Source organism: Acinetobacter lwoffii (assembly GCF_024129435.1).
Classification (GTDB): domain Bacteria; phylum Pseudomonadota; class Gammaproteobacteria; order Pseudomonadales; family Moraxellaceae; genus Acinetobacter; species Acinetobacter lwoffii_F.
In genome coordinates, this window is the sequence record NZ_JAMXXN010000006.1 from 66,318 (window position 1) to 91,475 (window position 25,158).

Consider the following 25,158-nt stretch of genomic DNA (forward strand, 5'->3'; position numbering starts at 1 on the left):
AATCGTTAATTATAGGCAAAGCCTTGCAGAAACTAAACCTTTGCCTTAATCTAAAAAATAGCCTAAGCATATAAAAGTGAATGCCATGCAGGATGCGATTGCAGTACAAAGCCTAAAAAGTGATATTGCCTTATTGCGCCAGAATATTTGGCCACCGGTAAATCTGGCCAATGTTGAAGGCTTGCCGATTTATTATGGCAGCCAGTCACAGGTAGATGAATACTATAGCCAGTGGTTCGGGCTGATTGAAAGGGCACAGGATCTGTTTCAGCCTTTTATGGAAGATGAAATCTTGGATGCGATCCATCTGCCGAGTCATTTAAACTTGCCGCTGTTTTATTTTCATGTTGACCGGATTCGCATTAATAAAACCCGCGCCAAGGAATCCAAAACTTTTCGTGGGGTCGCCAGCCTGATCGAAAAATGCGGCCAGTTCGAACCCGAGCAGGTCACAGCCATGCGGCAATGGCTAGACAGTGACGACACCGCAGCATTGGTGGCACACCGTGAGTTTGTGGATTTACGCACTTATGTATTTCAGCATGGCCAGAGCGAATATACGCGCACCCGTTTTTACGTCAATGGAATCGTGCTGAGTGTTGAGCCACATTTTGAACTGGTCGATGCACGTGATAAGCCACGCAAGCAACGCAGCGACAGTTATAACGATCCTCTAGCAGATAATAATACCTGGAAAGTATTCGGCAAATATCGCTAGCACAGTTTGACCAAGCCCGGTCTTACCAGAAGGGCTTGGTATTTTCTGCAAACTGCTGTAAACGTTCTGCTGCTTCACTCGACAAACGCTGCTGTTCCGCACTTATCCAGCCCAGTACAAACCAGGCGTTGGCCTGTTGTTTGACATAAGGTCTAAATAATTCGTCTGCAACAAATAGGTCGTTATAATGCCCAAGGCTTTCTTGCAAGGGTTTTAAGGCTTTTAAATAAGCTTTAACCTCTTTTTCAGGAAACAGGCTTTGCAAGAATTCTACGTTATAGCGTAAGCGTTTGACCCGTTTGCGTGTCCGATGCCGGGATTCAATATCCAGTTCTTGATAGTTCTCGGCATCCTGACAGATTTGCTGGTGCAGCTTGCTCAGGCCTTTACACAAAATCTTATGTGAAGACTTGGCTTTGTTATCCGTTTTTTCTTGGCTAAAGCTGAACAGTTGCAGCATTAGTTCTACGGTAGCAGGACTTCTGAACAGCACACTGATATCTGGCTGTTTTTGTCGGTGTGGGGGTAATTTCAGTAAGGGGGAACCTGCTTTTTCCAGTTGTGGAATCAGGCTTTCTGCCAAGGCATCGCGATCTCGGGTAGAACCCAGTTGCTGAAAAATATCCCGCAGCTGTTCCGGCCATTCTGGCTGCACATGCTCGGTCACGGACTGGAAAATTTTAAATGCGCTGCGCAAACGCCGAATCGCGACACGTGCCTGATGCACATGATCACTATTATAATTCTCGGCAGCAATCGCCGTCGCATTTGGGAAAAGATGAGCCAAACAATTGACGACAATCTTTTGCAAAATCGTAATGATCTGATCTTTCTGTTCAAGCACTAAGGGAAGCTGATGCTGAACCGGCAGATTCTCTTCACCATGTAATAAGGCATAACCGCGTTCGGATTTACTCCGTGTATCCAGCCACAAAGCATAACGCTGAACCCAGGGCTGAATGAAATCAATCAATTCACTCAGCTGGCCGGATTTAAGCTCAAATTCGACCTCATAAATATCGATGGCTTGATCATTGTGTCGAATTTCTCCGACATCAAAGGCAATTTCAATCTGGCTGTCCAGATGACTTTCTGTGAGGACATACCGTACGACATCTGTTTCAAATTGCAGGATGAGTGGTGTCTCCAGATCACCGAGCGCCTGTTTCAGGATTTTTTTGGCCGGTTTATGTTTGCGATATAACTGAAAATCACAATGTTCCGGAGGACTTTTTAATTCATGCTCAAGTTCAAAACGTTCAAATTGTTGTTCAGTCGCTGCTTTCAGGGTTTGAATCCATTGCTGGTCTTCCAGACGTTGCCGCAGGGCAATCTGATGTTGTTGTAATTGTTGCGCTTCAGTATCAAAGTAGCGTGCACACAGACGATGCCGAGTCGGCTGAAGTTTCTGAATGTCCTGTTCAAATTGCACACGAGACTGTGGCGGAATCTGGAATTTGAGTTCTATTTCTGCCATCGGGTCATTCCTCCGCGATGTTGGTTTTATAGATTAATATAGCCCAAAGATCGGCAGGGGTGTGATGTGCTTCTGCAACAAAAAAGCACGCCAGAGAAGGCGTGCTTTGAGTTTTTCTTATGATATTTATTTCAATATGTTTATTTCAGGAATTTACGACTGACCAAGAACTGTTCGGTCGCTTCAAGCAGTTTCTGCGCATAGACTTCCTGCTTGGCGGTCAGCCAGCCCAGCACAAACCAGTCACTTGCTTCCAGCTCGGTCTGCTGAATATAAACTGCAGAAGAGGCCAAAGTTTGATATTCACTGGCTGCCAGTTGAGCATCGTTCAGCGCTTTGCTGTATTTCTGCAAATTTTTGACATCATAGATCGTGGTTAAAATCGGAAAGCTGAATTTGAGCTCCTGAATCCGGCCCGACAATTGATCCAGACTTTCAAAATCAGTGATATCCGTCTGGTTCATTTGTTCCTGCAAGGCTTTATATTGCTGTTGCAAGGTAGTTTGCGCAGCAGTTTTCAGATCCAGAGAAGCATGTTCATTATCATTTAAACTGAACATCAGTAATTCCAGATAATGATGCACATTCTGTGTAGACTTGACCAGATTACCGAGTTTCTCCTGTGCATACAGAATATCTTTGCTCAGATTTTCTGCCGTGGTTGGATTTTGCAGAAAGCCCGCCAGGCTGTTTTGCATATGCTGCAAATGTTGCAGATGTTCAAATTGCTGCTTAAAGGCCGCCAGTTGATGTGCCCATTTGTCCGAAAGCTGTGGATGCCAGTCTTTGAAGAGCAGCAAGGTCAGATATAAGTGATCCAGTGCCAGTCGTGCCTGATCAATATGTTCCTGCTCTGTAACCTGAGCTGCAATTGCCGCGATATTCGGCAATAAATGTTGCATCTGCTGCGCAATCAGACTGCACATGGTTTTACTGGCACTGTCTTTTTTGCTGATCTGAAACTCTTTGCTAAGGGTCGCAGGACTGACGCGCTGTGAAGTGGCCAATAAATTGCCTATTTCGGCCTTGCTACGTACATCGAGCCAGAGCTGGTATTTCTTGACCCATTCAAAACTAAAGGCCAGCAGATGTTGAATTGAACCATTTTTTAGTTCGAACTCGACTTCATGTACTTCTTGCTCGGCCTCCTGTGTGCGGATCTGTCCAATATCCAGGCTGACTTCGATCTGGGTATCTTCATAGTCAATCACCCTTAACGTACGGGAAATATCGGTTTCAAACTGGAGTTGGAGCTGGTCGAACTGATTGCCGAGCGCATTGCTGAGAATTGCCCCGGCTTCTGGAAATTCCTTATAAATATCTAAATCCAGTTCAGGAGATGCGGTTAATTTCCCTAGATCATGATTATGTTCAAAGCGTTCGATATGGCTTTTTCCGGCCGCTTTTAGTGTTTGCACCCAACGTGTACCTTCCAGACGCTGACGCAGTGCCACCCCATGCCGGGCCAGTTGACGGTCGGTAGTATCATAATATTTGGCTTGAAGCTGGATCTGTTGAGACTTTTTCGGATCAAGTGCCTTGAGCAGCGCAGTGCGTCGTGCCACAGGAATTTGGAACTTGAGTTCAACTTCAACCATGATGATCATCCTATCTGTTCAGTGCAATTAAGTACTGAATCTTCACTTGAATAAGGTTTTAAAATGAGGCGGACAGCAGCCGCAATTATATTTTTAGATTTTTGCGCAGCAGATTGTAACCAAAATCAAAATGCATGTAAGACTTGACTGAGCATAAAAAGCTTAAACAGAAGTTTGAAACTTAGATTTCATCGGTTCATTTTAGGCTAAAACGATCGGATTCAGGCCTTCACGGGGATGTGCAAGATGCATTGAAGCGCGCATCAAAAGGCTGTTATTTGGCTAAAATATACGCTAAGGTAAAACAAAAAACGTCAGGATGATGACAGATGAATGTACAAGTACAACCAGAAAGTAAGAATGAGGTGATGGTTCAGCCCCAGATGCTGATTAAGAACTATCATGAATTTTATCGCTTCTATTTGACTGAGCATCGGCATATTATTAGCCGCCGTCTGCACGTGGCCGGCAGTAGCATCGGTTTATACTGTTTTGCCAAAGCCATTCGTCAAGGCAAGCCGCGATATTTTGCATATGGTTTACTCTCGGGCTATGCCTGTGCCTGGGTCGGTCATTTTATCTTTGAGCGCAATAAACCAGCCAGCTTCAAACAGCCTGTATATAGCTTTATCTCGGACTGGCGCATGTTTGCCGATGTCCTGCGTGGTAATATCAGTCTGATCGACCTTAAATACGATAAAATTTCCAGTTAAGCCAGAATGACTTTTATCGGAATGTGCCCACTTAAAGCATGAAATTTCGATAAAAGCCTTGCAAGTCTAGAATTATTATTCTAATAATTATGGTATTGCAGATTAGGTTTTTTGATCAACCATTATATTTTAATTAATACATCAGTTTTCCAAGCCTGGAGCGACCTTCTCCGGGCTTTTTTTATGCCTGTTTGCTACCAATAAATGTTCAAGATTTTGCTCATGCTATTGTGTAAATATTCATAGAAGAATTCATGTGGATTTGTGCTGAAAGTAAAAGATCCTTTCTGGCTTTGAAACGTTTCCCCACAAACGAATGACTCAAAACCAGAAAGGATCGGGTATTACAAACACAGGTATTTATTTTTCTGTTTATTTTCTGTGTCTAAGGCTATTTAAGACGCTTCGTGCCGATTGGGCTATCCCTGAAAATGGGTATTTTTAATATTAATTAATTTGAGTACGCTTGAGCCAGGCGAAAAAAAGACAAAAAAATCGCTCTTAGAATTTTGCAACTTCTCCACCAAGTTATCTGCAAAATCCTAAAAGCGTTTGTCGGAGGGCGTAAGCATTAACACGTTATAATTATTGTTATAAGGCCATTAAAACGCAGATTTGAAAGTCCGTATATCCCTGAAAATGGTGATATTTACGATTTAATTGATAAATTGTGCTAAAAAACTGCAAATCTGTTGCTACCTGGTCTCAGAAACAGCAAGATGGCGGCAATTAAACCGAGTTATGCCTATAATAGAGCCATCCTAGCAAGTGGCGAGCAAGATGCGCGGTTTATATTTAATTACCAATGATGATCCATTAGAGCTTTTATTGGCGAAGTTGGAAGGTGCAATGGCCAATGGTGGTGTTGCGGTCTTGCAATATCGCCGTAAAAAAGTGGCGAAAGAAGATCAAATTTACGAAATCGAGTACATGAAAGCCATGTGTGCTGAATATGGCGTACCTTTCGTGATTAATGATGATCTTGAAATGGCGGTTAAATACGGCGTAGGTGTGCATTTGGGCCAGGATGATGGTTCTATTGTCGACGCTGTAGCGCGTTTGCCCAAAGGCGTGTTGATTGGCCGTAGTTGTAATAACTCACTTGAGCTGGCTGAACAGGCCATTGCTGATGGTGCAAATTATGTGGCATTCGGCGCAATCTATGCTACTGACAGCAAGCCAGAAGCCGGTAATATTGGTCTGGAAACCTTAAAACTGGCCAAAGAGAAATTAAATGTACCTTTATGTGCCATTGGCGGTTTAACGGTTGAAAATTCCAAGGATGTCATTGAGTCAGGTGCGGATTATTGCGCGGTGATTAGTGATATATTGGGACTCCCTATGAATGCCATTCCTGAACGTTTAGATGAATGGTCTGCGCTTTTTCAAGCTACAGCATAAAATTTTTTGATTGATTTAATTTTGAGTCGAGTGCCTTCATGAGCTTATCTCCAAAGCAAGAACAATTGTTCAAACAAGCCAATAAACATATCCCGGGTGGCGTCAACTCACCTGTACGTGCATTTAATAGTGTCGGTGGGACGCCGGTCTTTATCGAAAAAGCCCAAGGTGCGTATCTTTATGATGTCGATGGCAAACGTTATGTGGACTATGTGGGTTCATGGGGGCCGATGATTCTGGGTCATGCGCATCCTGCGATTATTAAAGCCGTTCAGGATGCTGCAGTAGACGGTTTGAGTTTTGGTGCGCCCACAGTTCATGAAACCACGCTTGCCGATATTATTTGCGAGATCATGCCATCGATTGAACTGGTGCGTATGACCAACTCGGGTACAGAAGCCACCATGACCGCGATTCGTTTAGCGCGTGGTTATACTGGCCGTGACAAGATTGTAAAATTTGAAGGCTGTTACCACGGTCACTCGGATTCATTATTGGTAAAAGCCGGTTCAGGTTTATTGACCAGTGGAGAAGGGGAAGCGACGTCGGCAGGCGTGCCGGCGGATTTTGCTAAACATACACTGACACTTCCATATAACGACATCGCGACTTTAAAAGAATGCTTTGCCAAATTCGGTACAGAAATTGCCGGCGTGATTGTTGAGCCAGTCGCAGGCAACATGAACCTGGTGAAACCGATTGACGGCTTCCTGCAAGCGATTCGTGATGTCTGTGATGAGCATGGTTCAGTGTTTATCATTGATGAAGTAATGACCGGTTTCCGTGTCGGTCTTGGCGGTGCACAGGCTCATTATGGCGTAACTCCAGATTTAACCACTTTAGGTAAAATCATTGGTGCAGGTCTGCCAGTGGGAGCTTTCGGTGGTAAGCGTGAAGTGATGGAATGTATTGCACCACTGGGTAAGGTATACCAAGCAGGGACATTGTCGGGTAATCCGCTAGCAATGCGTGCAGGTATCGAGATGTTTAAACATCTACGTGCCGAAGGTTTCTATGAAAACTTATCTGCGCAGTTATCAAAACTTCTTGAAGGTTTACAAGCAGCAGCAAATGAAGCAGGTATTCCGTTCAAGACGCAACAGGTCGGTGGCATGTTCGGTCTTTACTTTACCGATCAGGAAGACATTACCAGTTTCGATTCAATGTTGAAATGTGATGTCGATGCGTTCCGTAAATTCTTCCATGGCATGTTAGACCGTGGCGTAAACCTTGCGCCTTCAGCATTTGAAGCCGGCTTTATGTCAGCAGTACATTCTGATGAAGATATCGAATTTACCATTCAGGCCGCAAAAGAAACTTTTGCTAAGATGAAAGGATAAATTCAACCTCTCCCAAACCCTCTCCTTTAAGGAGAGGGCTTTCATCTATCAAATAGAAATGAAAATTTAAAGACTTCCTCCAGTATTCTTGCGCTATATATGGCTCAGACTTAGGGAGAGTTACATTTAAAATTAGAGATCATTTTCATGAAAACCAAACATTATTTGACTTTAAGCGATGCTGAATTTTTATTAGATCAAGCCCATCAATATTCGATTCAGAACAGTTTTAATGTCAGTATTGCAGTCGTAGATGAAACGGGTAATTTGCTTGCGATGAAACGTATGGATGGTGCAGCACCGATGACTGCAAATCTAGCCGTCGAAAAAGCCAAATGTTCTGCCATGAGTCGCCGTCCATCTAAACTGTTTGAAGATATTATCAAAGGCGGACAGATGGGTTTTTTGACCATGGAAAGTTTCTCAGGAATGCTGGAAGGTGGTGAACCGATTATGTATCAAGGGCAGTTGGTAGGTGCAATGGGTGTGTCAGGTGAAAGTCGTTTGAAGATGCGGAGATTGCACAGGTAGCGATTGAGAAGTTTTTGGCGCAGCAAAGCTAATCTAAAATAGAAATTGATCAGCTCAATTTAATAAAATCATCCAAAGATGTTCCAAAATGAAGCGTGGAATGTGAAATGTCAGCTAAAAAGCCCAATCGCTAATGATTGGGCTTTTTACGCCAATATAAGAGTTTGTTTTAAAATGAAATTTACAGAGGATTTCATATAACATGTATTATATTAATTTTAGGAAAACTTAATTTTCAAATGCGACAGAAGCAGTCATCGCTCGTAGACACTCGCTCAATTCTTATCTATAACTATAAAAAAATGATTTTGAAGGAATTTTTATGAACGTAGCTTTAGTAAATTTACAAATGGTATGTGTTCATGTTGTGAACAGCTACTCTAAATCTGAGACAGGTTTCGGCTCTTACAAAATTCCAGATATTAGGTGCTCAAAACCCTTAATTTATAATGTTAAAAAAAACGATCAATTGGTTTTTTTACAGAGAATGTTAGATTTAAAAATTGATAATAAAGAGATCAATTTATCGCTTCCTAATGAGATCGGACTATCATTGAATATATTTACTAAAGCTAGAGATGAAGCTGAAAATCTACTAGAAAAACTTAAAAAAGATATGGAAAAGAATAAAGATTTTTATAGTGAAAATGCCTCGTTATTTTATGACTATATTGAACAAATACAAATAGCATCTGTTTTTTCTTATAAAGCAGTTGAAGCATTTTGCAACGCCACAATCCCTAATGACTTCGTTTATAAAAAAACAAACTCAAAAGGTATTCAAGAAGTCTATGAAATTTCTCAAATTGAAAAATGGATACCAACTTCAGAAAAACTCACTGAAATTATTCCAAATATTTTGAACTGTGAATCACCTAAGCAAATCAAGTATTGGTCAATGTTTAAAGAATTAGAAACCCTTAGAAATGAAATTATTCATTCAAAAAAGAAAAATAGCATTGAAAATACAAAAAAAATGTTATCAAATAACGTATTAGATATTCTTAATTCAAGCATTTATATTCTTAACCACTTTATTCAAAACGATATATCGAATGAGGTTTTTCCATTAGGTTTTTTAGATAAGAAGTGGCGAATTTATGAAATTGATGACCCGAAGAAAATTTTTGAGTGGACTCATTGGGCAGAGTGATTTTTAGTGCCTCAGATACTCCTCTTTTGCTTATTTTAGTTTTAGCATTTAGTCCTTATTTGGCTAAATCACCCTATTTTTAGGATAGTCGCGTTAATCAACTCTAGGCATATTTAATATAATGGCGATTATACGAAATTAGAACAATAATCATCTGTGAAATCAAAGTGTTTTTCAAATAATGCTAAACTAAAATAGCATGAATCATCATGCTATTTTGTATTTATAAGAGCCTCCCATGCTGTACTCTATGCCCAAAAAAATCCAACTTGCTCCATCCCAAGCTAAATGGCAGCTGTCCTCAACACAATCTGTTTTGGTTTTAGTTGGATTGCAAAACTTGCGTATGCAACAGGGCATACAAGAGAGTGGACTCATGGTGAATTTGATTCAACTAACCAATAAAGCCAAAGCGCTGGATATTCCGATTGTTGATTTGTACGGTGATGATTTGATGCAAGGCATGCAGCAATTGGGAGAATATGCCTCAATGCATCCGCAACTGATTTTTGCCGGGCAGGTTACACCGATGCTGAAACAGATTTTGCCGCATCTGATGAGTGTGACGGATCAAATCGGTGTGGTCGATGATGTGATTTTATTGGCGAATCAAGATCAGCATATTCAATGGATCGAAAATATTTCAGCACAGGGGATACATCACTTAAATACCTATAGCCTGACTCGCTTATGGGATTTAAGTGCGCCGTCAGAATATGTATTGTCAACCAAAGGCATTATGTTGGCTGTCGCGGAACAGCTGGATATAGATGCCTTAGAAATTGATCCCTATGTCGATTTAAAAAATTATGGTCTGGATTCGGTAGCGATGGTGAGTCTGGTCGGTATATGGCGTGCGCATGGTGCCAATATCCGTTATGAAGATGTGCTAAAACATCCATCTTTGCACGAATTGGCAAGCTTCATTTTAAAATCCTCAGGTTGATGCGCTGTGATTGAGCAATTTTATGCGCTAAATCGGAAATTTCATCGTCATTTACATAAATGCGCATTGTAATTATTGGCTAAGCTTTCTATCATTGCCGCCTTGTTTTTCACGATCAGCCTGGGATTGAACTTTGAGTAATTTTCTAACCGAACATCTGATACATCGTGATGACGATTTCATGGTCATCCACAAACCTGCAGGTTTACTCACAGTTCCCGGTAAAACAGAAGACTTACAAGATTGCCTGATCAACCGTCTGGTCAAATTAGAACCCAAAACTTTACTGATTCATCGACTGGATCGCGATACATCCGGTATTTTGGCCTTTGGTCTGAGCAAATGGGGACAAAAAACCATTTCCCGCCAGTTTCAGGAACGCCAGACTGATAAAACCTATCAGGCTGTGGTTGCAGGTACACTCGAAGGTGAAGGCACTATTGAAGTGCCAGTGGTGTATGATCCAAGCCGTCCGCCTTTACATATCGCAGATCCCACACATCATAAGCCGGCCATCACGCATTGGCAGGCGATTGAACATTTTAATATTCAGGGACAGCCTGTGACCCGGGTGAAACTGATCCCAATTACCGGCCGTTCACATCAGCTACGGGTGCATATGCAATATCTCGGACATCCGATTATTGGCGATACCTTATATGCGACATCCGAACAGCAAAAGCTCAGCTCGCGTTTATGTTTACACGCGGAACGTTTGAGTTTTTATCATCCTCAAACAGAGCAGTTGGTCGAATTTTATTGTCCGGCGCCGTTCTAGGAAATACTTCTTTAATCGGCGTGAATTATGCTCACTTTTTAGTGGGCTTTATGTCAAAATACATTGCTTGAAGGTGTGAAATTTTGCTCCAATGACGTTTCGTGATTGAGCCTAATATTCATAATCTTGTACTTAAGATAAAGGTGGAAAAATTGCAGCAATTTGCTATTGGTCAACGTTGGTTATCAGATACTGAAACAGAACTCGGTTTAGGCGTTCTTATTGATGTTGATGAGCGGTCGGTCAGCATTTTATTCCCGAAAAGCGATGAAACCCGCGTCTATGCACGCAGCAATGCACCCTTATCTCGTATCGTATTTAATGTGAAAGATGAATTACAGGATCAGGAAGGGACCAAGTGGATTGTAGAATCCGTTGAAGACCGCAATGGCGTGGTGCGTTATCATGTTGTTCGTACTCTGGAAGATGGAACTGAAGAACGTAAATCGCTGAATGAAACTCGTATTGGTGCGACCATCCAGCTGTCTAAGCCTCTAGACCGTTTATTGGCCAGTCAGGTTGATTATAAAGAATGGTATGACCTGCGTATTGAAGCGCTGCTGATGCAGGCCAATATGCAAAGCAGTCCACTGCGTGGTTTGGTAGGTTCACGTGTCGGCCTGATTCCGCATCAATTGTATATTGCACATGAAGTCGGTCAGCGTTTTGCACCGCGTGTATTACTGGCCGATGAAGTTGGTCTGGGCAAAACCATCGAAGCGGGTCTGATCATCCATCAACAGCTGAAAACTGGCCGTTCTGAACGTATTCTGATTTTAGTACCAGATTCACTGCAATATCAGTGGATGATCGAGATGCGCCGTCGTTTCAATCTTGAGTTCTCGCTATTTGACTTGACCCGTACTGCGTCGATCAAAGAACATGACCCTGAACAGAACCCATTCCTGACCGAACAAAAAATTATTGCCTCTGTCGATTTGATGGTCGACCATGAAGATCTTCGTGAACAGGCACTTGAAGCAGGTTTCGACTTGCTGGTAGTTGATGAAGCGCATCATTTGATGTGGAGCGAAGAAGATGGCGGTAATGACCGTTATGATCTGGTTGAAGAACTGGCTGAACATACGCCGGGCGTGTTGTTATTGACAGCGACACCTGAACAGCTCGGTGTAGAAAGTCACTTTGCACGCCTACGTTTGCTTGATCCGCAGCGTTTTAACTCGCTGGATCGTTTCCTCGATGAAGAAGCGCAATATCAGCATACGGCTAAAATTGCAGAAGTGTTGATGTCAGACATGCCGCTAGAAGCTGAGCATCTTACTGCGATTGAGGCCTTGTTAGGTCATCCGATTGAAGATCATCCTGAACAGCGTTTCCGTGCCATTCATGAACTTTTAGACCGTCATGGTACAGGCCGTATCCTGTTCCGTAATACGCGTGAAGCGATTCAAGGTTTCCCGGGTCGTGACTGTCAGCCAGCGCCATTGCCAGCACCAGAACACTGGTCTAAAGATGGTAAATTACGTGAGCAAATGTGGCCTGAAGAAGCTCAGCTAGATGGCTCGTGGATGGAAGCCGATCCACGCGTGATGTGGCTGATGGAGCGTTTGCGTACCGATTTAAAACACAAGAAAGTCTTACTGATTGCGCGTAGCGGGCCAGTGGTTGAGGCGTTGGAAAATGTACTGCGTTTACATGCCGGTATTCGTACGGCGATGTTCCATGAAGGCATGAGCTTGTTAGAACGTGACCAGGCCGCAGCTTATTTTGCTGAAGATTCGTATGGCGCGCAGATTCTTCTTTGTTCGGAAATCGGTTCAGAAGGACGTAACTTCCAGTTTGCCTCTGATCTGATTCTGTTTGACCTACCTGCGAACCCGGACGTGTTGGAACAGCGTATTGGTCGTCTGGATCGTATCGGTCAGGAAAACCGCATTCAGATTCATGTGCCTTATCTGGTGGGAACTGCACAAGAACGTATGTTCCGCTGGTATAACGAAGCGCTGAATATCTTCAGCAATATTTCTCCAGCTGCACAAACCTTGCAAGAAAATTTTATTGTTCGCTTGAAAGACTGTCTATTGGCAGACAAAGGTCAAGAGTTTGAAGACCTGCTGGAAGAAGTTAGCGTGCAACGTGAAGCGCTGGAAGCTGAATTGCAGGAAGGTCGTGACCGTTTGCTTGAATACAATTCTTGCCGTCCGGTGGTGGCGCAGGAAATTGTCAACGCGCTTGAAGATTATGATGACAATACCACTTTGCCGATTTTCATGAAGCGCTTTATGGCATCCACAAATATCGACTTTGACGAGCAAAGTAACGGTACAGTGATCATCAAGCCAACCGATCAAATGCAGGTTCAAGGTTTGACGTTGGATGAAGAAGGGATTACAGCGACTTTCTATCGTGATCAGGCACAAATCCGCGAAGATGCGCAATACCTGACACTGGAACATCCATTCACTGAAAGTGTGATGGAAATGATCAATACGCAAGGCTTTGGTAGCACTAACGTTGCGGTACTAAAATCTGCAGCACTGCCACAGGGTTCGGTATTACTTGAAGTATGGTTCAAGGTCGATGTGGTGGCTCCGAAAGCATTGAACTTGCCGTCTAGCTTGCCGCAACAGTTGATTCGTGTCTTGCTCAGTGAAAAAGGTCAGGATCTATCACAAAAGATTGCACCAGAAATCCTGAAACCGTACTTGCATCATTTAGATGGCAATAGCTGTCGTCAGGTGGTGAAAGCACGTCGTGATGTGATTGAAGCACGTTATCAGCAAGCGCTTGAACTGGCACGCAGTGCATTGCCTGGCTTCAAGCAGCAAGCCAAAGAAGTGTATGGCAATAAATGGCAATATGAAATTGATCGCCTGACCTATCTGAAACAGTTCAATCCAAGTATCCGTGAAGATGAAATTGCACGTTTACAAAAGTTGCAGAAAGAAGGTTTAAGCCTGCTGGATGGTCTATCGGTAACACCGGAAGCAATTCAGGTGATGGTCGTGGTCAAGCCTTAAGCTTTAAATCATTAAAAAATGCAGCTTTCGGGCTGCTTTTTTTATGGGCAAAATCCGGGTTTATTATTTATTTGGTCGGAGAATGCTGGTCTGTTATTTTCCTCCTGTTTAAAATTAGGCTACTGAATAATAAGAATGACAAAGTATGTCAAAAGCACTGATTACCCTTGGCACAAAGACCAGTCATGGCGGCATGGTGACTGAATGCGAACTCTCTTTTTTGATCAATGGTATTGCCGTGCATTTAAATGGTATGAAGCATTATTGTCCCAAATGCCAGACCATGGTCGGGGCAATTGCTAGCGACTTATCAATTACAGTCAAAGGAAGAGCGGTAGTCATCGCGGGGGATAAAACCAGTTGCGGCGCGACTTTTCTACCGATGCAGCATTTGACTGTATCGCAGAAATAAGTCTGTTATTTTCCTAGAGATAGCGAGAAGTGACTTTAAGGTCATACGTTGAGCATTTTTGTACTGCCAAATTAATACGCAGCGCATTAAGCTTGGCCTACGATTTCAGGATGAATACGCACTGCGTTTAAAAAATAATGAAGCAAGCTCTACATTTTACCCATGCCAATGGCATCCCTGCGGCAACTTACCAAAAGTTTCTGGACTATTTTCAGCAAGACTATGAAGTCAAAGCGATTCCTTTGATCGGGATGAACCCACAATATCCAATTACGCGAGACTGGTGTTATCTGGTCGATGAAGTCATTGCAGATATCGAGCAGCAGTTTCCTCAGCAGCAAGTGATTGGCTTAGGACATTCCTTTGGTGGTCTGGTGACCCTGATGGCGGCGTATCGACGTCCCGAACTGTTTTCCAAGCTGATCATTATGGATCCACCATTTGTGATTGGAAAAAACAGCGCCATGTTTGAACTGATCAAAAAGCTGAATCTAAAAAGTGTCGATCGTTATACACCCGCAGGAATTACGCTAAAACGCAAAGATTATTGGCCATCGAAACAGGTCGCAATTGAAGCACTCCGGTTTAACCGCTTATTTAAAAATTTCGATGAGCAGTGTTTTGCTGATTATATCGAGAGCGGCATTCAGCCAGAACCTGAACGTGGTGGGGTGACGTTAACTATTCCAAAACAGATAGAAGCGGAAATCTTCCGGACTGTGCCAGCCTGGTGGTGGAGAACACCACGCCGACCGCCTGAAGTGCCGATGCATCTGATAACTGCAGAGCAAAGCCAGTTTTATCAGCAGGGTTTGCCACAAGGGATGCACAAGATTTATAAGATTAATTATTCTGTGGTTGAGGGCGGGCATATGTTCCCGCTTGAGTATCCGGAGGCCAGTGCAAAGGCGGTTAAAGCTCAACTTGTACTTTTGTAATCATCATAAAAAAGAGACGTTGATTACGTCTCTTTTTATATTACTTCATGCAAATCGGAAAATTAGCGCAGCTGGGAATCTTCCAGATGACGCGCACCTTCCAGAATCATCCGGATCATGATCATGGTCTGTTCGGCAATTTCTTTGCGGTCTTCGGCAGGCATATCAATCACATTGGCGCCCATGTTGAAGACCAGTTGGGTAATGGCTTTGGCGGCAATATCCGGATGAAATAACTTCTTGTTGTTTAGGCGTTCTAGACGAATCAAATCATCCTGAAGTTCTTGCTGAAAATAATTTAACTGGCGTTCTACCGCCTGTTTATAAGATTTGGAACCGGTATAACCTTCACGCAATAACAGGCTCAGATTGCCTTCATCGGCATCCAGTTGGGCAATAAAGACTTCTACAGAACTGCGGATGATGCTGTTCTGGCGAGAGGCTTGCAGACGTGCTTCATGCAGAATCTGACGCAATACAATCCCGGCACGATCAATCAGCTCAATGGCCAGTTCATCAATATCTTTAAAATGACGATAGAAGCTGTTCGGTGCAATACCGGCCTCACGCGCGACTTCACGCAAACTTAAAGAAGAAATACTTTTTTGTGGCCCAATCAGATTCAACGCAGCCTGAAACAGTTCTTCCTTGGTAATGGTGGCCTTGCGACCGACACTCCGTACGATAATCGGCTCATCAATGCTTTTCGATTGTAATAAAGATGCGTCACTGCTTATTTTCATTGAAGGCTCGTTCATCGATAGGTTCATGCATGAATCATTTTATTATAACCGAGCCAGTCAAGCTTGTGAAATGATTAGAAACAATACGGTTGTATATACAAATATATATACATGTGTATAATAATTAAAAACCCAAGGTGATGTCACAAACGATGCATGTACTGCAAAAACTTAAAATGCCATTGAATGCACTGTCTGATAGTGTAGTTGATCAGCATGCAATTAATTTCTGGATTCAGAAACTCAATCCTGTATGGTCGTTGAATCAGCCATTAGGCAAGATCGTGCATATAGAAAATGCAGCACAGGATATGCTGAGTCTGAAAATTCAAGTGAATCGCTTATTTAAGTTTGGTGAAGCAGGGCAGCATCATCCGGTCTATGTGGTGGTAAACGGCATCCGTTATGAACGTAGCTATAGTTTGACCCGTGTAGATGCGCAACATGTTTTATTGACCGTGAAAAAAGTCAATGCCGGTAAAGTCAGTACCTGGTTGGCAGAACAGGCACAAGTAGGTGATGTGATCGAATTTGGTCAGCCTTATGGTGATATGACCTTGCCTGTGCAGACGAGTCCATTGATCTTGCTTGCAGCAGGGAGTGGTATTACCCCAATGCTCAGTATGCTGGAAAGCTTGAGCAAAAAAGGTGAACTATCTGCACCGGTTACTCTCTGGTACTGGGTTAAAAAAGATCAGGATGCCGCATTTAAAGCACGGTTTGAAGAACTTGCTCAGAAACATGCAAATTTCTCATTTCATGTGTATGCCACTCAAGAACAGCCAGCTGCTGCGCGTCTGGATGAAACCTATCTGACCGATCTGCAAAATCTGGAAAATAGCATCGTATATTGCTGTGGTCCTTCAGGTTTTGTATCCAAAGCAGAACAGCTTTTTGCTCAGGCAAAACAGTTTAAAGGTGAAGCCTTCAGCATGAGCTTGGCGGATCAATCGGATACCGGCTTTATTAATGTCACCCTGACCCAGTCTAAAAAAATTGTCAGCATTCCAAAAGGCCAGTCCATTTTGGTGAGCCTGGAACAGCAAAATATTAAACCGACACATGGTTGCCGTATGGGCATTTGTAATAAATGTGCCTGCAATAAAGTAGAAGGTTCGACCAAGAATTTGGTCAATGGTGCGCAAAATACCGAACCCGGCAACCTGCTCAAAATTTGTATTAACTCAGCGCAGACTGACCTTGTCATCGACTTATAAGCGAGTTTTATCCTATGAATATGCCAGTAAAATTACAGTATTTTAAAAATCCTAAAAACCGTGAATTAACCCAGTTTGAACTTGATGAACTTGCACGTGAACTTGATGCGATTAAGCAAGAAGTGTTAGATGATCTAGGTGAGAAAGACGCCAAATATATCCGCCGTGTCTATTCAACTATTCGTTATTCGTCGATTGCCGGTCGCGCCTTATTGTTTGCAGGCTGGTTCCCGCCAGCATGGTTATTGGGTACAGGCTTATTAGGCTTTGCCAAAATTATGGAAAATATGGAACTGGGTCATAATGTCATGCATGGTCAGTATGACTGGATGAATGATCCTAAACTCAATGGTCAGACCTATGAATGGGATATCGTAGGGACTTCAGACAACTGGCGTCAAACCCATAACTTCAAGCATCATACTTATACCAATATTAAAGGTATGGATGATGATATCGGTTATGGCCTATTACGCCTGTTCCCGGAACAGCGCTGGAAACCGGGATATTTATTGCAACCGATTTATGCAGTGCCATTCTGTTTATTGTTCCAGTGGGGGGTTGCAATTCAGAATCTTGAATTGGGTAAATACTTCAAAGGTCGCAAAAGCAAAGAGCAGACCAAAGAAGAATGGCGTCCAATGCAGAATAAAATCGGTAAGCAGCTGTTTAAAGATTATGTATTCTTTCCACTCATCGCAGGTCCTGCGGCTTTACCGGTTTTGACCGGCAATATGGTGGCCAATGGTCTGCGTAATATCTGGACATTCAGTATCATTTTCTGTGGTCACTTTACCAAAGATGTGGAAGTATTCCCGAAATCGGTACTGCAAAATGAAAGTCGTGGTCACTGGTATATGCGCCAGATTCGTGGTTCATCCAATCTGACTGGTTCTGAAGCGTTTCATATCTTGACGGGTCATTTAAGTCATCAGATTGAACATCATTTGTATCCTGATGTACCTGCACGTCGCTATCGTCAAATGGCACCGAAAGTTCAGGCTGTTTGTGAAAAATATGGTTTGAACTATAACAATGCCAGTCTGGTTAAGCAGTACGGCAGTGTAATTAAACGTATTGTGAAATATGCATTTCCGTTTAAGAAATAATTTTTCTTAAAGCTAAAAAAACCACTTCAAATGAAGTGGTTTTTTTATTTAAGAGGCTAATACTTCAGGAAGTAGAAGTCCTGATTGCGAAGCTATTTAATATGATTTCAAGGCATAAAGTAAAAAAGTTAATCTGCCATTTATAGTATTGTCTAAAGGTGTTTAGTAGATCAGCCAGATAAAATAGAAAGGACTAATATGGCATCGAATTAGATAAAATATTAATTTTTGGAAGCTGTTTATCATGCCCTTCGAGATAACGTTGATGCGCTAGACTCAACATTTCTTCATCCTCCTCACTATTCCCATAAGCATAAATTTCAGCATAATTATCCAGATTATATTTTTCTAGAATTCTAATTTTCTTTTGTGTGTTACTACAGTCAGGAGTTTGATAAAACCCTGTCAATTTCCCAGCTTTGATTTCAACTTCGCTACAGATTAAATCGATATTTAAATAACTGCACACCGGTTTTAAATATAAATCCAGAGATGCGGAAACTAGCACCACTTCATGGCCTAATTCTTGATGTTGCCTAAGCTGTTCTAATAATTTCGGATTTAACTTAAGCATCAATTGTTGTGCATAGTCTTGAGCCAAATGCAGAATTTCCTCTGCATCACTGTCTTTAAACATGCTGACATACAACTTGGGACGCATGCGGTGTGCTGGATACAGTTTTAAATAATAAGCCTGGATCCATGGCAGAATTTGCAGGCCGCGTTTCACAATATGCCGTTTTCTCAAGGCGTAGAAAATGAACCCGGTAAAACTGTCATGCAGATATAGGGTTCCATCAAAATCAAATAAGGCTAGAGTTTTAGGTTTTTGATTTTGCGCATGCATGTTTGATATCGTCCATCGACGCGGGTAGCAAACCAGTTGGTATTATAATTACGACTTAATTTTGGTCCGGAAATAACCACTTCAGGCATGATCGCATAAATAGGGTCTTTACCGGTTTTTTCCTGATAGAGCTTGCTGACACCACGATAAGTCATCGTATCTTCAAAGTCTTTGTCTTTTTCTTTCTTTAAATCAGCTCGGATTTGACGTTCAGTGATAATAAAATTATTTTTGGCAAAAACACTGATTAACTCACGCTCAGATTGACTCTTCTGCGAACGGATCGCGCCATCTTTGGTGTAGAGTAATAAATCGCCATCCAGATCGAGTTCGGCCTCAGTTAAATCATTCAACATGCTCTGAAAAGCGGCATTTCGACTGGAATACATGCCCGAGTTATAGTCCGCAAAACGATAAATTGGCTTGTCATAATCCGCCGGATACATCATCAGGCGATGAATCCCATAATACAGACCGCCATATTGACTGTAGAGATCGGTACGTAACTCTGCGATATTGCCGCCTTGGCGTTTATGTTCTTTCGCATAGCTGATATGTACCTGCATTGAACCCAAGGTGGTAATTGGATTCATTTTCTCGCCAATATTCTGGCCGACCAGTTTGGCAGCACCAGTCAGGGCGCTAACATGATAATGCTTTGACATATAATCAAATATTTCACGATATAATTCGTCGAGTTCACGTTCGGTTTTGACCCGGCGCATCTGGCTTAAGTAGTTGTCTTCAGGACTCGGATGGTTCTTGAGAACTTCCTGGAAATATCCTGCAACTGTGCCACCAATTGCTTGACCAAGCTTATCTTTGAATTTTTCATCAAGGCGACCTTGGACTTCCTTAACCGCCTTTTCACCCAAACCCGGAACAGTAGGATCTGCAACAAAGTTAGATTCCTGATCAACCACTGCCACAATCGTACAAACATTTTCCTTGGTCTGAGGAATGCCGAGCTGTTCGGTAATGTCATAAATATCTTGTGCCCAGGACTCACGTTGATTCACCCGACCAGGAATAGCTTTACGAATATGTTCAACTTCAAGTGTCGGTTCATCATCTTTTGACCACCATGAACCATTGCCACAACCGGCAAGACCCAGAGAAAGTACAAGTACAGACAATGACTTAAAAGAAAAACAAGAAGCGAAAGTTTTATTCATGGTGTCGTAAATTAATTGAAAAGATGAGCGAATAAGGCAGATGCAGTATACTATGCCCATCAAAAAAGTGATGAATTTATATGTATATTGGTCCATATCAACTGTCAAACAATTTGATTGTCGCTCCCATGGCAGGTGGGATAGATTAATCATAAATACATTATAAAAATTATTATTTATCAGTATTTTATTAAATAACCGCATGGTGCAAGGTGCAAAATAGGTGCAACCATGCGGCAATTAATCAATAATTTAGCAATCAATGGTTCATTGCTACCCAGTCTTTCTTAGACTCTTTTTGTATTGCTTCAAGCCAAGATGCCACATCACTTAGATGAACATAAAAAGGGGAGTTTCTTCCATCCGATTTAAATGCAGGAAATGGAAGAGTACATTTATTTGCGCGTTTATTTGCCTGTTCAATTGTAAGATGAGGCAAGTAATCCGGCAAGAGCTCTTCAAGTTTGATTACAGGTTTACGGTACTTCATGAGTAACATAAAACTGATATCAACTGGATCATCAATTTTCATAGCTGCTCCCATTATGAAATCTCCTTCAAACTTTGTTTTACCGATTCAGGTAACCCAAAAAAATCATTTAGAGTTTTGTCAAATTCACCGCTTTCAATGAATTGATCCATGAGATTTACTTGCTTATCGATATGGCTATCTTCACAAGGCTCACATGGTTTTTGAATATCAATCATTGTTTTCTCCTTGAGCCTTCAAGTATTCAAATTTTGCATCTGCCCAGTTCTTTGCATCATATGGGCTTAAACCTTTTTTCTTGCACCAGTCAGCGCACCAGAGCCACTGCACATCATCAAATGGGGTTGGCTCAACTATTTGATCAGTACTGTCCATCACGCCACCTCATAGAAGCGCTTGGCTTCTTCAAAATTTGATGTGGTAAGTGGTGATGAGCCTTTTTTGTAGCACTTAACAATCTCACCGTATTCAAAAACTTTACATGCTGTTGGTAGATCAAAGCACTGGTACATCGGCTCTTTAAACCAGTCTTCTGTATAAAACATTTGTTCCTGGTGTTCTTCGGCCGTGCCTTCCCATTCTTGAACCTGAAAATACTCATCAAATGATTCAATCATGAACTCATTGCCTTCAGCCTTAGTCATTGCTCTGTAACGAGCCAAAGCACGTTCAGCAATTTCTTTTGATACGGCAGGTGACTGCTCATGCGGACTATCATCTTCAGGGCAGATTCCTACGCACCACAATTTATTCTTTCCCATCACGCCACCTTCACATCTAAATAATCAGGGTTATCCAAGTGTTCTTCATATTCATCGAATAGCACCTGGCATGCTGCATTACCTGTTAAATCTTTCTTTAAAAGCACATAACTCAACGTCTTGCGTGTGCCTTTGCCTGAAAACGTAGAACTACCATCTGCAAGCTCTTTTTTGATGTAGCCCAATTTTTCCAACCACAACTTGAAACCGGCTTCATGCCTCTTCTTAATTCTGAAGATCATCTGTACCCCCAGGTGTTCGCAAAATTTCGAAGGCAATCATCAATACCGAATAGGTTGATGTTGCGGTAAGTTCTAACCCGACCTTTGTGCTGCACAAGCAGCACGCGGGTCATTGAAGAGTAGGAGTAACTCATGAAGCCTCCCCAGTTTCAGCAGCTTGAATCAAGGCATCTTTGCGCTGTGCATACAGGCTAAGTAGTTCCTGATGATCAGCTGGAAGTAATTTAGCTGCAGGTATCGCTGGTGCTAGTCGTTCTAAAGTTTCTACTGAATCCATGTCATAGATCCGATTGATCAGAACCTGTTTTTTCTTCTTGTAGAAGAGATCAATAGGGGCACTACCATGTTCAGCACTTTCCACTGATGCTTGTTTGCGTGCGGCATTTTCAATTTGATCAAACATACTTGGTTGCTGAGCTTCAATGACTTCATCTGCGATTGGTTCAGGTTCAACCTTCGGCGTGTATTGCTCTGGATCCAGCTCAAGCAATTTATCTTCCGTAAGCTTGCACAAGTGCTGTTGATCTTTTTGATCTAAGTGTCCATTGGCCAGAAATACGTGACGGAATGAAAGAACGTCATCCTCCTTAGTAAACTGATCAATTTGAGCTGTAAACTTTTCAACAAGCTTTACCGGGTCGGTTTCAATTGAATCCTCTTCAGTTTCTGCAACTGGAGCTTCAGTATTAACTGTGGATTCTTGCTCTACGACCTCAACAAGTTGAACTATCTCTGGCTCAGGCTGTTTTTCAATATCTGGTACAGCATCACCTGGGCCAGCTGGAATGCCAGCCTGTTCAGTCTCATTCTTAGCTTTGATTGAGCGTCTCTTTTTGGGTTTGCCTGTATTGTCTATAGTTGGGGGATAGACAATAATTCGACCAAATAGCTCACCCATTGCCACTAATTGTAATTCGGCATTTTCTTTATCCGCCTGAGCAAAACCATTGTCGACAGCTTTGAAATACTCCATGCACTGTTTGCTGTATTTAACCTGTGAGATATGGTCAGGATGAATAATAAAGATTTCCTGATCTTCCACGACATCATCAAGAGTCAAAGGCTTGGTAAATGTAATACCAGCCAGTTCCATGGTTTCAACCTTGATGCAGAACTCATAGCCTGGCATAGCGAAAATTGTGGCAGGGAACTGAGACAGATCGTCAAAATCCATTAGCTCACCAACAGCACGACACATGATATTTCGGCCAGCCATCATTGCCTCAAAAGCTTCTTTGCTATTTAAAATTTTCATGCTGTCATTGCTCCCTTCGCTACTTGTTCTATTTCATTTTTTACGGCTTCAAATTTAGAAGCTTCTATTTGGTTGAGTGCATCAAGCCCCAAATGTTCACATACTGTTTTCGCATCAAGACCACAGGTATCGATAAAGTCCTGTAGATCGGCCAGCTGCTCATCAGAAATGCCATTGAACTCTGGTGGATCTACCCAGGCATTACGTTGTTTATCAAACGTGCACTTCATTTCTAGAGCACGGCGAACTAATTCAGCACGCATATTCTTGTAATACAGATGAGTGTCTTCAAGAGACTGAGTGAGCTGATTTAGATCACTCGCATACTGGGCCTCACCACAGCTTTGTACCCAGTTTTCTAGATCTTCTTGAGCCTTGATTGCGGCCAATTGATCTGGTGTTAGGGTATTGATATGGTCCTTAGCCTGTTTGATAAGATCGGCCAGAAATGTAGGGCTGGTCTTTAGATCCGGCACCCATACCTCACCAGTTTCACCACCTAAACCACCTGCATTTTTGGCATGGTGAGTGGGGCATGGTCTAAAGCTAATTACCCGGGCATTTTTACCTTCACCAGTAGTGACTGTGGTCAAATAGCCCATGATGTCAGCAATGCGATAAAGCTCATTTCGGTTTTTACCACCCAGATCAGGGCGATAAATTACCTGGTCACCGCTTTGATCTTCAGAAGCATGGGCAATAAACACCACATCTTTTCCTGAAGCGATCAGCGTATTCACGTACTGCTTAAAGATGTTGTTGGCCAAGCCCTGGGCTTTAAGCTTTAACGATCCATCTTTTTGCTTGTTGGTCGCATTGAGCATTAAATGTGTTTTGATGCTTTCAAGCATTGCACCGACGGTATCGATCACAATGGTGTTATATGGTTCAAGATCAGCCATTGTGAGGTTTGCAACATCAGACCACTGGTGAGCCTGAACTACAGCACCGCGACGAAGTTCACCAGTACGGTGAGAACCTTTGTCAAAGTCGAATGAAATAGCTTTATCACCAGTAAAGCCGATAGAGGTTTTACCCAAGCCCGGATCGGCATACAGATAAACAATAATTGCCTGAACTAGCAGCGCTTGATTCGCTGGAATAATATTAATCGCCATCTCAACGTACTCCTGCAGGACGGTTATTACGTTTAAAGTTTTTATAGTCTTCAGATGCAAAGAAGCCGGTACTTTCTAAAACTTGATGACGCTTGTTTTTGCGCATAGCAACACGCGCATTTTCCAGTCCATCTAAAATCCATTTCGGAGTAAGGGATTTATCCATCTTCCTCAATGAGCCGTCCGGCTGAATGGAATAGATAGTTGTGTTGCAGAAATAGTCAGCAATAGTTCCTGAGCTTTTAACGCGTAGGGCAAAATAGCTCGCCCGGGTTTTACCCACTCGATAGATTTCAAGTCCTTCAAAGGTCTTGATGTATTCAGAGAAATAACGATGAGTTGAGCCAAATTCTACCGGCATTGGAATTACAGGCAGCTCATCTGCTTTGAATTGCAGGAAACCGGTGTAAAGGTCCACAAAATTAATTTGAGTTCGATCATTAAGAGGAGACCAGTCGTCAGAGCCACATTCACACCAGTAGACCGATTGGCCATTCAGGAGTGCTTCAAAGATTTGATCAGCAGAATTTAAGATCATGACTGCACCTCCACCAAACGATGCTTCATGATGTAACCAGCGATCATTGAATTGATTTCGCGATGATCCTGGTGCTCAGTGAAGTCTTTATATGGATTGCCATTGGCATCAAATACATTGATTTCACCGAGCTCCATTACTTCGACTGCAGTGAACTCTGAACCAGGTACGCCGTAGCTATCTGGATAAGCCTGAACTTCAAATGAAGAGATATTTAAACGAAATCCATCCAGATTAAGAATTGCTTCACCACGACTTTGGTCATGCATTTTTAGTGAAACAATGCCGTATTCAGACTGCATGTTTTGCGCTGGAGCAGGTTGTCCAACATTTAAATCCGTATGAAAAGCGACTGCTAAAGCGCTTACTGTTAAAGCAGCAGTAAACAGAGTTACCTTGAAGCTATTGTGTGGGGTTAGTTTTGCGTTCATAATAATTTCACTCACTGTAGGGTGGGTCATGCCTCAGGTGGTTCGCAGCACGCTGGGGCTTTTCTTTGTTTGTGAAAATTAGTTTACCAAAGGAAACTTTTAAGTCAATAAAAAAGTTGATTAAAGGAAACATATTTGTATTTTTGGAAACTTATTCTTTTCTTGGTAACCCGATTTTTTAAAATTTAGTATTTTTAAAACATTGTTTTTAATTAAAAAATATACAAATATTAGTAAAACAGACTA

At 42.2% G+C, this 25,158-nt stretch carries 26 protein-coding genes and 2 pseudogenes; 14 read left to right on the forward strand and 14 right to left on the reverse strand.

Translation table 11 applies throughout. The features are described from left to right. The first annotated feature begins 85 nt into the window (after positions 1-85). Entirely contained in the window at positions 86-718 is a 633-nt protein-coding gene (locus NI455_RS05725; RefSeq protein ID WP_253113109.1) for a hypothetical protein, read from the forward strand. Positions 719-740: 22 nt separating this feature from the next. On the opposite strand, the gene NI455_RS05730 is transcribed toward NI455_RS05725, so the two are convergent. After that, positions 741-2,195, reverse strand: coding sequence for a CYTH and CHAD domain-containing protein (locus tag NI455_RS05730; protein WP_253112925.1), 1,455 nt, complete (start codon positions 2,193-2,195; stop codon positions 741-743). A 140-nt stretch (positions 2,196-2,335) separates the two neighbouring features. Further along, entirely contained in the window at positions 2,336-3,793 is a 1,458-nt protein-coding gene (locus NI455_RS05735; RefSeq protein WP_253112927.1) for a CYTH domain-containing protein, read from the reverse strand. Between the two features lie 329 nt (positions 3,794-4,122). On the opposite strand from NI455_RS05735, the gene NI455_RS05740 reads away from it, so the two are divergent. The 10 genes and pseudogenes from NI455_RS05740 to NI455_RS05785 all read left to right on the forward strand — a co-directional run bounded on the left by NI455_RS05740 (position 4,123) and on the right by NI455_RS05785 (position 14,986). Next, positions 4,123-4,506: an Mpo1-like protein gene (locus NI455_RS05740; protein WP_253112930.1), complete on the forward strand. Its 384-nt coding sequence runs from the start codon at positions 4,123-4,125 to the stop codon at positions 4,504-4,506. Between the two features lie 780 nt (positions 4,507-5,286). Beyond that, positions 5,287-5,907 (forward strand): thiamine phosphate synthase, encoded by a 621-nt coding sequence (gene thiE / locus NI455_RS05745; RefSeq protein ID WP_180039121.1) that lies wholly within the window; start codon positions 5,287-5,289, stop codon positions 5,905-5,907. A gap of 38 nt (positions 5,908-5,945) precedes the next feature. Next, on the forward strand, positions 5,946-7,247 hold the full coding sequence (gene hemL / locus NI455_RS05750) for a glutamate-1-semialdehyde 2,1-aminomutase (RefSeq protein WP_253112933.1): 1,302 nt from the start codon (positions 5,946-5,948) through the stop codon (positions 7,245-7,247). 147 nt (positions 7,248-7,394) lie between these two features. Further along, a pseudogene (locus NI455_RS05755) lies at positions 7,395-7,810 on the forward strand (GlcG/HbpS family heme-binding protein). Between the two features lie 290 nt (positions 7,811-8,100). Continuing rightward, positions 8,101-8,931: a hypothetical protein gene (locus NI455_RS05760; RefSeq protein WP_253112936.1), complete on the forward strand. Its 831-nt coding sequence runs from the start codon at positions 8,101-8,103 to the stop codon at positions 8,929-8,931. A 238-nt stretch (positions 8,932-9,169) separates the two neighbouring features. Next, positions 9,170-9,877: a phosphopantetheine-binding protein gene (locus NI455_RS05765; protein ID WP_253112938.1), complete on the forward strand. Its 708-nt coding sequence runs from the start codon at positions 9,170-9,172 to the stop codon at positions 9,875-9,877. Positions 9,878-10,010: 133 nt separating this feature from the next. Next, positions 10,011-10,655: an RluA family pseudouridine synthase gene (locus NI455_RS05770; RefSeq protein ID WP_253112940.1), complete on the forward strand. Its 645-nt coding sequence runs from the start codon at positions 10,011-10,013 to the stop codon at positions 10,653-10,655. 143 nt (positions 10,656-10,798) lie between these two features. Next, entirely contained in the window at positions 10,799-13,636 is a 2,838-nt protein-coding gene (gene rapA / locus NI455_RS05775) for an RNA polymerase-associated protein RapA (protein ID WP_114540805.1), read from the forward strand. 145 nt (positions 13,637-13,781) lie between these two features. Further along, on the forward strand, positions 13,782-14,048 hold the full coding sequence (locus NI455_RS05780) for a PAAR domain-containing protein (RefSeq protein WP_253112942.1): 267 nt from the start codon (positions 13,782-13,784) through the stop codon (positions 14,046-14,048). 137 nt (positions 14,049-14,185) lie between these two features. Continuing rightward, a complete protein-coding gene (locus tag NI455_RS05785; protein WP_253112944.1) occupies positions 14,186-14,986 on the forward strand; it encodes an alpha/beta fold hydrolase in 801 nt (266 codons plus the stop codon). A gap of 62 nt (positions 14,987-15,048) precedes the next feature. Here NI455_RS05785 and fabR read toward each other — a convergent pair whose 3' ends face one another. Continuing rightward, on the reverse strand, positions 15,049-15,729 hold the full coding sequence (fabR, locus tag NI455_RS05790; RefSeq protein ID WP_004729898.1) for an HTH-type transcriptional repressor FabR: 681 nt from the start codon (positions 15,727-15,729) through the stop codon (positions 15,049-15,051). Between the two features lie 152 nt (positions 15,730-15,881). Here fabR and NI455_RS05795 point away from each other — a divergent pair, with 152 nt between their 5' ends. After that, positions 15,882-16,946 (forward strand): flavin reductase family protein, encoded by a 1,065-nt coding sequence (locus tag NI455_RS05795; protein ID WP_191113006.1) that lies wholly within the window; start codon positions 15,882-15,884, stop codon positions 16,944-16,946. 14 nt (positions 16,947-16,960) lie between these two features. After that, a complete protein-coding gene (locus NI455_RS05800; RefSeq protein ID WP_004279989.1) occupies positions 16,961-18,055 on the forward strand; it encodes a fatty acid desaturase family protein in 1,095 nt (364 codons plus the stop codon). Positions 18,056-18,248: 193 nt separating this feature from the next. On the opposite strand, the gene NI455_RS05805 is transcribed toward NI455_RS05800, so the two are convergent. After that, a complete protein-coding gene (locus NI455_RS05805; RefSeq protein ID WP_253112947.1) occupies positions 18,249-18,902 on the reverse strand; it encodes an HAD-IB family phosphatase in 654 nt (217 codons plus the stop codon). Beyond that, positions 18,869-20,077 (reverse strand): DUF1615 family protein, encoded by a 1,209-nt coding sequence (locus tag NI455_RS05810; RefSeq protein WP_253112950.1) that lies wholly within the window; start codon positions 20,075-20,077, stop codon positions 18,869-18,871. Before NI455_RS05810 ends, NI455_RS05805 begins: the two co-directional genes overlap by 34 nt. An 80-nt stretch (positions 20,078-20,157) precedes the next feature. Between NI455_RS05810 and NI455_RS15600 the strand changes: the two are divergent. Next, positions 20,158-20,223: pseudogene (locus NI455_RS15600) on the forward strand (hypothetical protein); the annotation flags it as partial. Positions 20,224-20,336: 113 nt separating this feature from the next. Here NI455_RS15600 and NI455_RS05815 read toward each other — a convergent pair. The 9 genes from NI455_RS05815 to NI455_RS05855 all read right to left on the reverse strand — a co-directional run bounded on the left by NI455_RS05815 (position 20,337) and on the right by NI455_RS05855 (position 24,912). After that, on the reverse strand, positions 20,337-20,621 hold the full coding sequence (locus tag NI455_RS05815) for a pyocin activator PrtN family protein (RefSeq protein WP_085064824.1): 285 nt from the start codon (positions 20,619-20,621) through the stop codon (positions 20,337-20,339). After that, on the reverse strand, positions 20,621-20,785 hold the full coding sequence (locus NI455_RS05820; protein WP_168386813.1) for a hypothetical protein: 165 nt from the start codon (positions 20,783-20,785) through the stop codon (positions 20,621-20,623). The genes NI455_RS05815 and NI455_RS05820 overlap by 1 nt, the downstream gene beginning before the upstream one ends. Further along, positions 20,778-20,942 (reverse strand): hypothetical protein, encoded by a 165-nt coding sequence (locus NI455_RS05825; RefSeq protein ID WP_168386814.1) that lies wholly within the window; start codon positions 20,940-20,942, stop codon positions 20,778-20,780. Before NI455_RS05825 ends, NI455_RS05820 begins: the two co-directional genes overlap by 8 nt. Next, positions 20,942-21,328, reverse strand: coding sequence for a hypothetical protein (locus NI455_RS05830; protein WP_253112954.1), 387 nt, complete (start codon positions 21,326-21,328; stop codon positions 20,942-20,944). Before NI455_RS05830 ends, NI455_RS05825 begins: the two co-directional genes overlap by 1 nt. Then, positions 21,328-21,570: a hypothetical protein gene (locus NI455_RS05835; protein WP_253112957.1), complete on the reverse strand. Its 243-nt coding sequence runs from the start codon at positions 21,568-21,570 to the stop codon at positions 21,328-21,330. The genes NI455_RS05830 and NI455_RS05835 overlap by 1 nt, the downstream gene beginning before the upstream one ends. A gap of 130 nt (positions 21,571-21,700) precedes the next feature. Continuing rightward, positions 21,701-22,825 (reverse strand): hypothetical protein, encoded by a 1,125-nt coding sequence (locus NI455_RS05840; protein WP_253112959.1) that lies wholly within the window; start codon positions 22,823-22,825, stop codon positions 21,701-21,703. Beyond that, on the reverse strand, positions 22,822-23,943 hold the full coding sequence (locus NI455_RS05845) for an ATP-binding protein (RefSeq protein WP_253112960.1): 1,122 nt from the start codon (positions 23,941-23,943) through the stop codon (positions 22,822-22,824). Before NI455_RS05845 ends, NI455_RS05840 begins: the two co-directional genes overlap by 4 nt. Before the next feature lies 1 nt (position 23,944). Continuing rightward, entirely contained in the window at positions 23,945-24,481 is a 537-nt protein-coding gene (locus NI455_RS05850; protein ID WP_253112962.1) for a hypothetical protein, read from the reverse strand. Next, positions 24,478-24,912 (reverse strand): hypothetical protein, encoded by a 435-nt coding sequence (locus NI455_RS05855; RefSeq protein WP_253112964.1) that lies wholly within the window; start codon positions 24,910-24,912, stop codon positions 24,478-24,480. The genes NI455_RS05850 and NI455_RS05855 overlap by 4 nt, the downstream gene beginning before the upstream one ends. Positions 24,913-25,158: the final 246 nt, after the last annotated feature.

What these genes read in the sequence shown, in the direction of transcription:
- NI455_RS05725 (WP_253113109.1), top strand. Translation starts at nt 86, where the DNA reads ATGCAGGATGCGATTGCAGTACAAAGCCTAAAAAGTGATATTGCCTTA.
- NI455_RS05730 (WP_253112925.1), bottom strand. Translation starts at nt 2,195, where the DNA reads ATGGCAGAAATAGAACTCAAATTCCAGATTCCGCCACAGTCTCGTGTG.
- NI455_RS05735 (WP_253112927.1), bottom strand. Translation starts at nt 3,793, where the DNA reads ATGGTTGAAGTTGAACTCAAGTTCCAAATTCCTGTGGCACGACGCACT.
- NI455_RS05740 (WP_253112930.1), top strand. Translation starts at nt 4,123, where the DNA reads ATGAATGTACAAGTACAACCAGAAAGTAAGAATGAGGTGATGGTTCAG.
- thiE (WP_180039121.1), top strand. Translation starts at nt 5,287, where the DNA reads ATGCGCGGTTTATATTTAATTACCAATGATGATCCATTAGAGCTTTTA.
- hemL (WP_253112933.1), top strand. Translation starts at nt 5,946, where the DNA reads ATGAGCTTATCTCCAAAGCAAGAACAATTGTTCAAACAAGCCAATAAA.
- NI455_RS05760 (WP_253112936.1), top strand. Translation starts at nt 8,101, where the DNA reads ATGAACGTAGCTTTAGTAAATTTACAAATGGTATGTGTTCATGTTGTG.
- NI455_RS05765 (WP_253112938.1), top strand. Translation starts at nt 9,170, where the DNA reads ATGCTGTACTCTATGCCCAAAAAAATCCAACTTGCTCCATCCCAAGCT.
- NI455_RS05780 (WP_253112942.1), top strand. Translation starts at nt 13,782, where the DNA reads ATGTCAAAAGCACTGATTACCCTTGGCACAAAGACCAGTCATGGCGGC.
- NI455_RS05785 (WP_253112944.1), top strand. Translation starts at nt 14,186, where the DNA reads ATGAAGCAAGCTCTACATTTTACCCATGCCAATGGCATCCCTGCGGCA.
- fabR (WP_004729898.1), bottom strand. Translation starts at nt 15,729, where the DNA reads ATGAAAATAAGCAGTGACGCATCTTTATTACAATCGAAAAGCATTGAT.
- NI455_RS05795 (WP_191113006.1), top strand. Translation starts at nt 15,882, where the DNA reads ATGCATGTACTGCAAAAACTTAAAATGCCATTGAATGCACTGTCTGAT.
- NI455_RS05800 (WP_004279989.1), top strand. Translation starts at nt 16,961, where the DNA reads ATGAATATGCCAGTAAAATTACAGTATTTTAAAAATCCTAAAAACCGT.
- NI455_RS05805 (WP_253112947.1), bottom strand. Translation starts at nt 18,902, where the DNA reads ATGCATGCGCAAAATCAAAAACCTAAAACTCTAGCCTTATTTGATTTT.
- NI455_RS05810 (WP_253112950.1), bottom strand. Translation starts at nt 20,077, where the DNA reads ATGAATAAAACTTTCGCTTCTTGTTTTTCTTTTAAGTCATTGTCTGTA.
- NI455_RS05815 (WP_085064824.1), bottom strand. Translation starts at nt 20,621, where the DNA reads ATGGGAGCAGCTATGAAAATTGATGATCCAGTTGATATCAGTTTTATG.
- NI455_RS05820 (WP_168386813.1), bottom strand. Translation starts at nt 20,785, where the DNA reads ATGATTGATATTCAAAAACCATGTGAGCCTTGTGAAGATAGCCATATC.
- NI455_RS05825 (WP_168386814.1), bottom strand. Translation starts at nt 20,942, where the DNA reads ATGGACAGTACTGATCAAATAGTTGAGCCAACCCCATTTGATGATGTG.
- NI455_RS05830 (WP_253112954.1), bottom strand. Translation starts at nt 21,328, where the DNA reads ATGGGAAAGAATAAATTGTGGTGCGTAGGAATCTGCCCTGAAGATGAT.
- NI455_RS05835 (WP_253112957.1), bottom strand. Translation starts at nt 21,570, where the DNA reads ATGATCTTCAGAATTAAGAAGAGGCATGAAGCCGGTTTCAAGTTGTGG.
- NI455_RS05840 (WP_253112959.1), bottom strand. Translation starts at nt 22,825, where the DNA reads ATGAAAATTTTAAATAGCAAAGAAGCTTTTGAGGCAATGATGGCTGGC.
- NI455_RS05845 (WP_253112960.1), bottom strand. Translation starts at nt 23,943, where the DNA reads ATGGCGATTAATATTATTCCAGCGAATCAAGCGCTGCTAGTTCAGGCA.
- NI455_RS05850 (WP_253112962.1), bottom strand. Translation starts at nt 24,481, where the DNA reads ATGATCTTAAATTCTGCTGATCAAATCTTTGAAGCACTCCTGAATGGC.
- NI455_RS05855 (WP_253112964.1), bottom strand. Translation starts at nt 24,912, where the DNA reads ATGAACGCAAAACTAACCCCACACAATAGCTTCAAGGTAACTCTGTTT.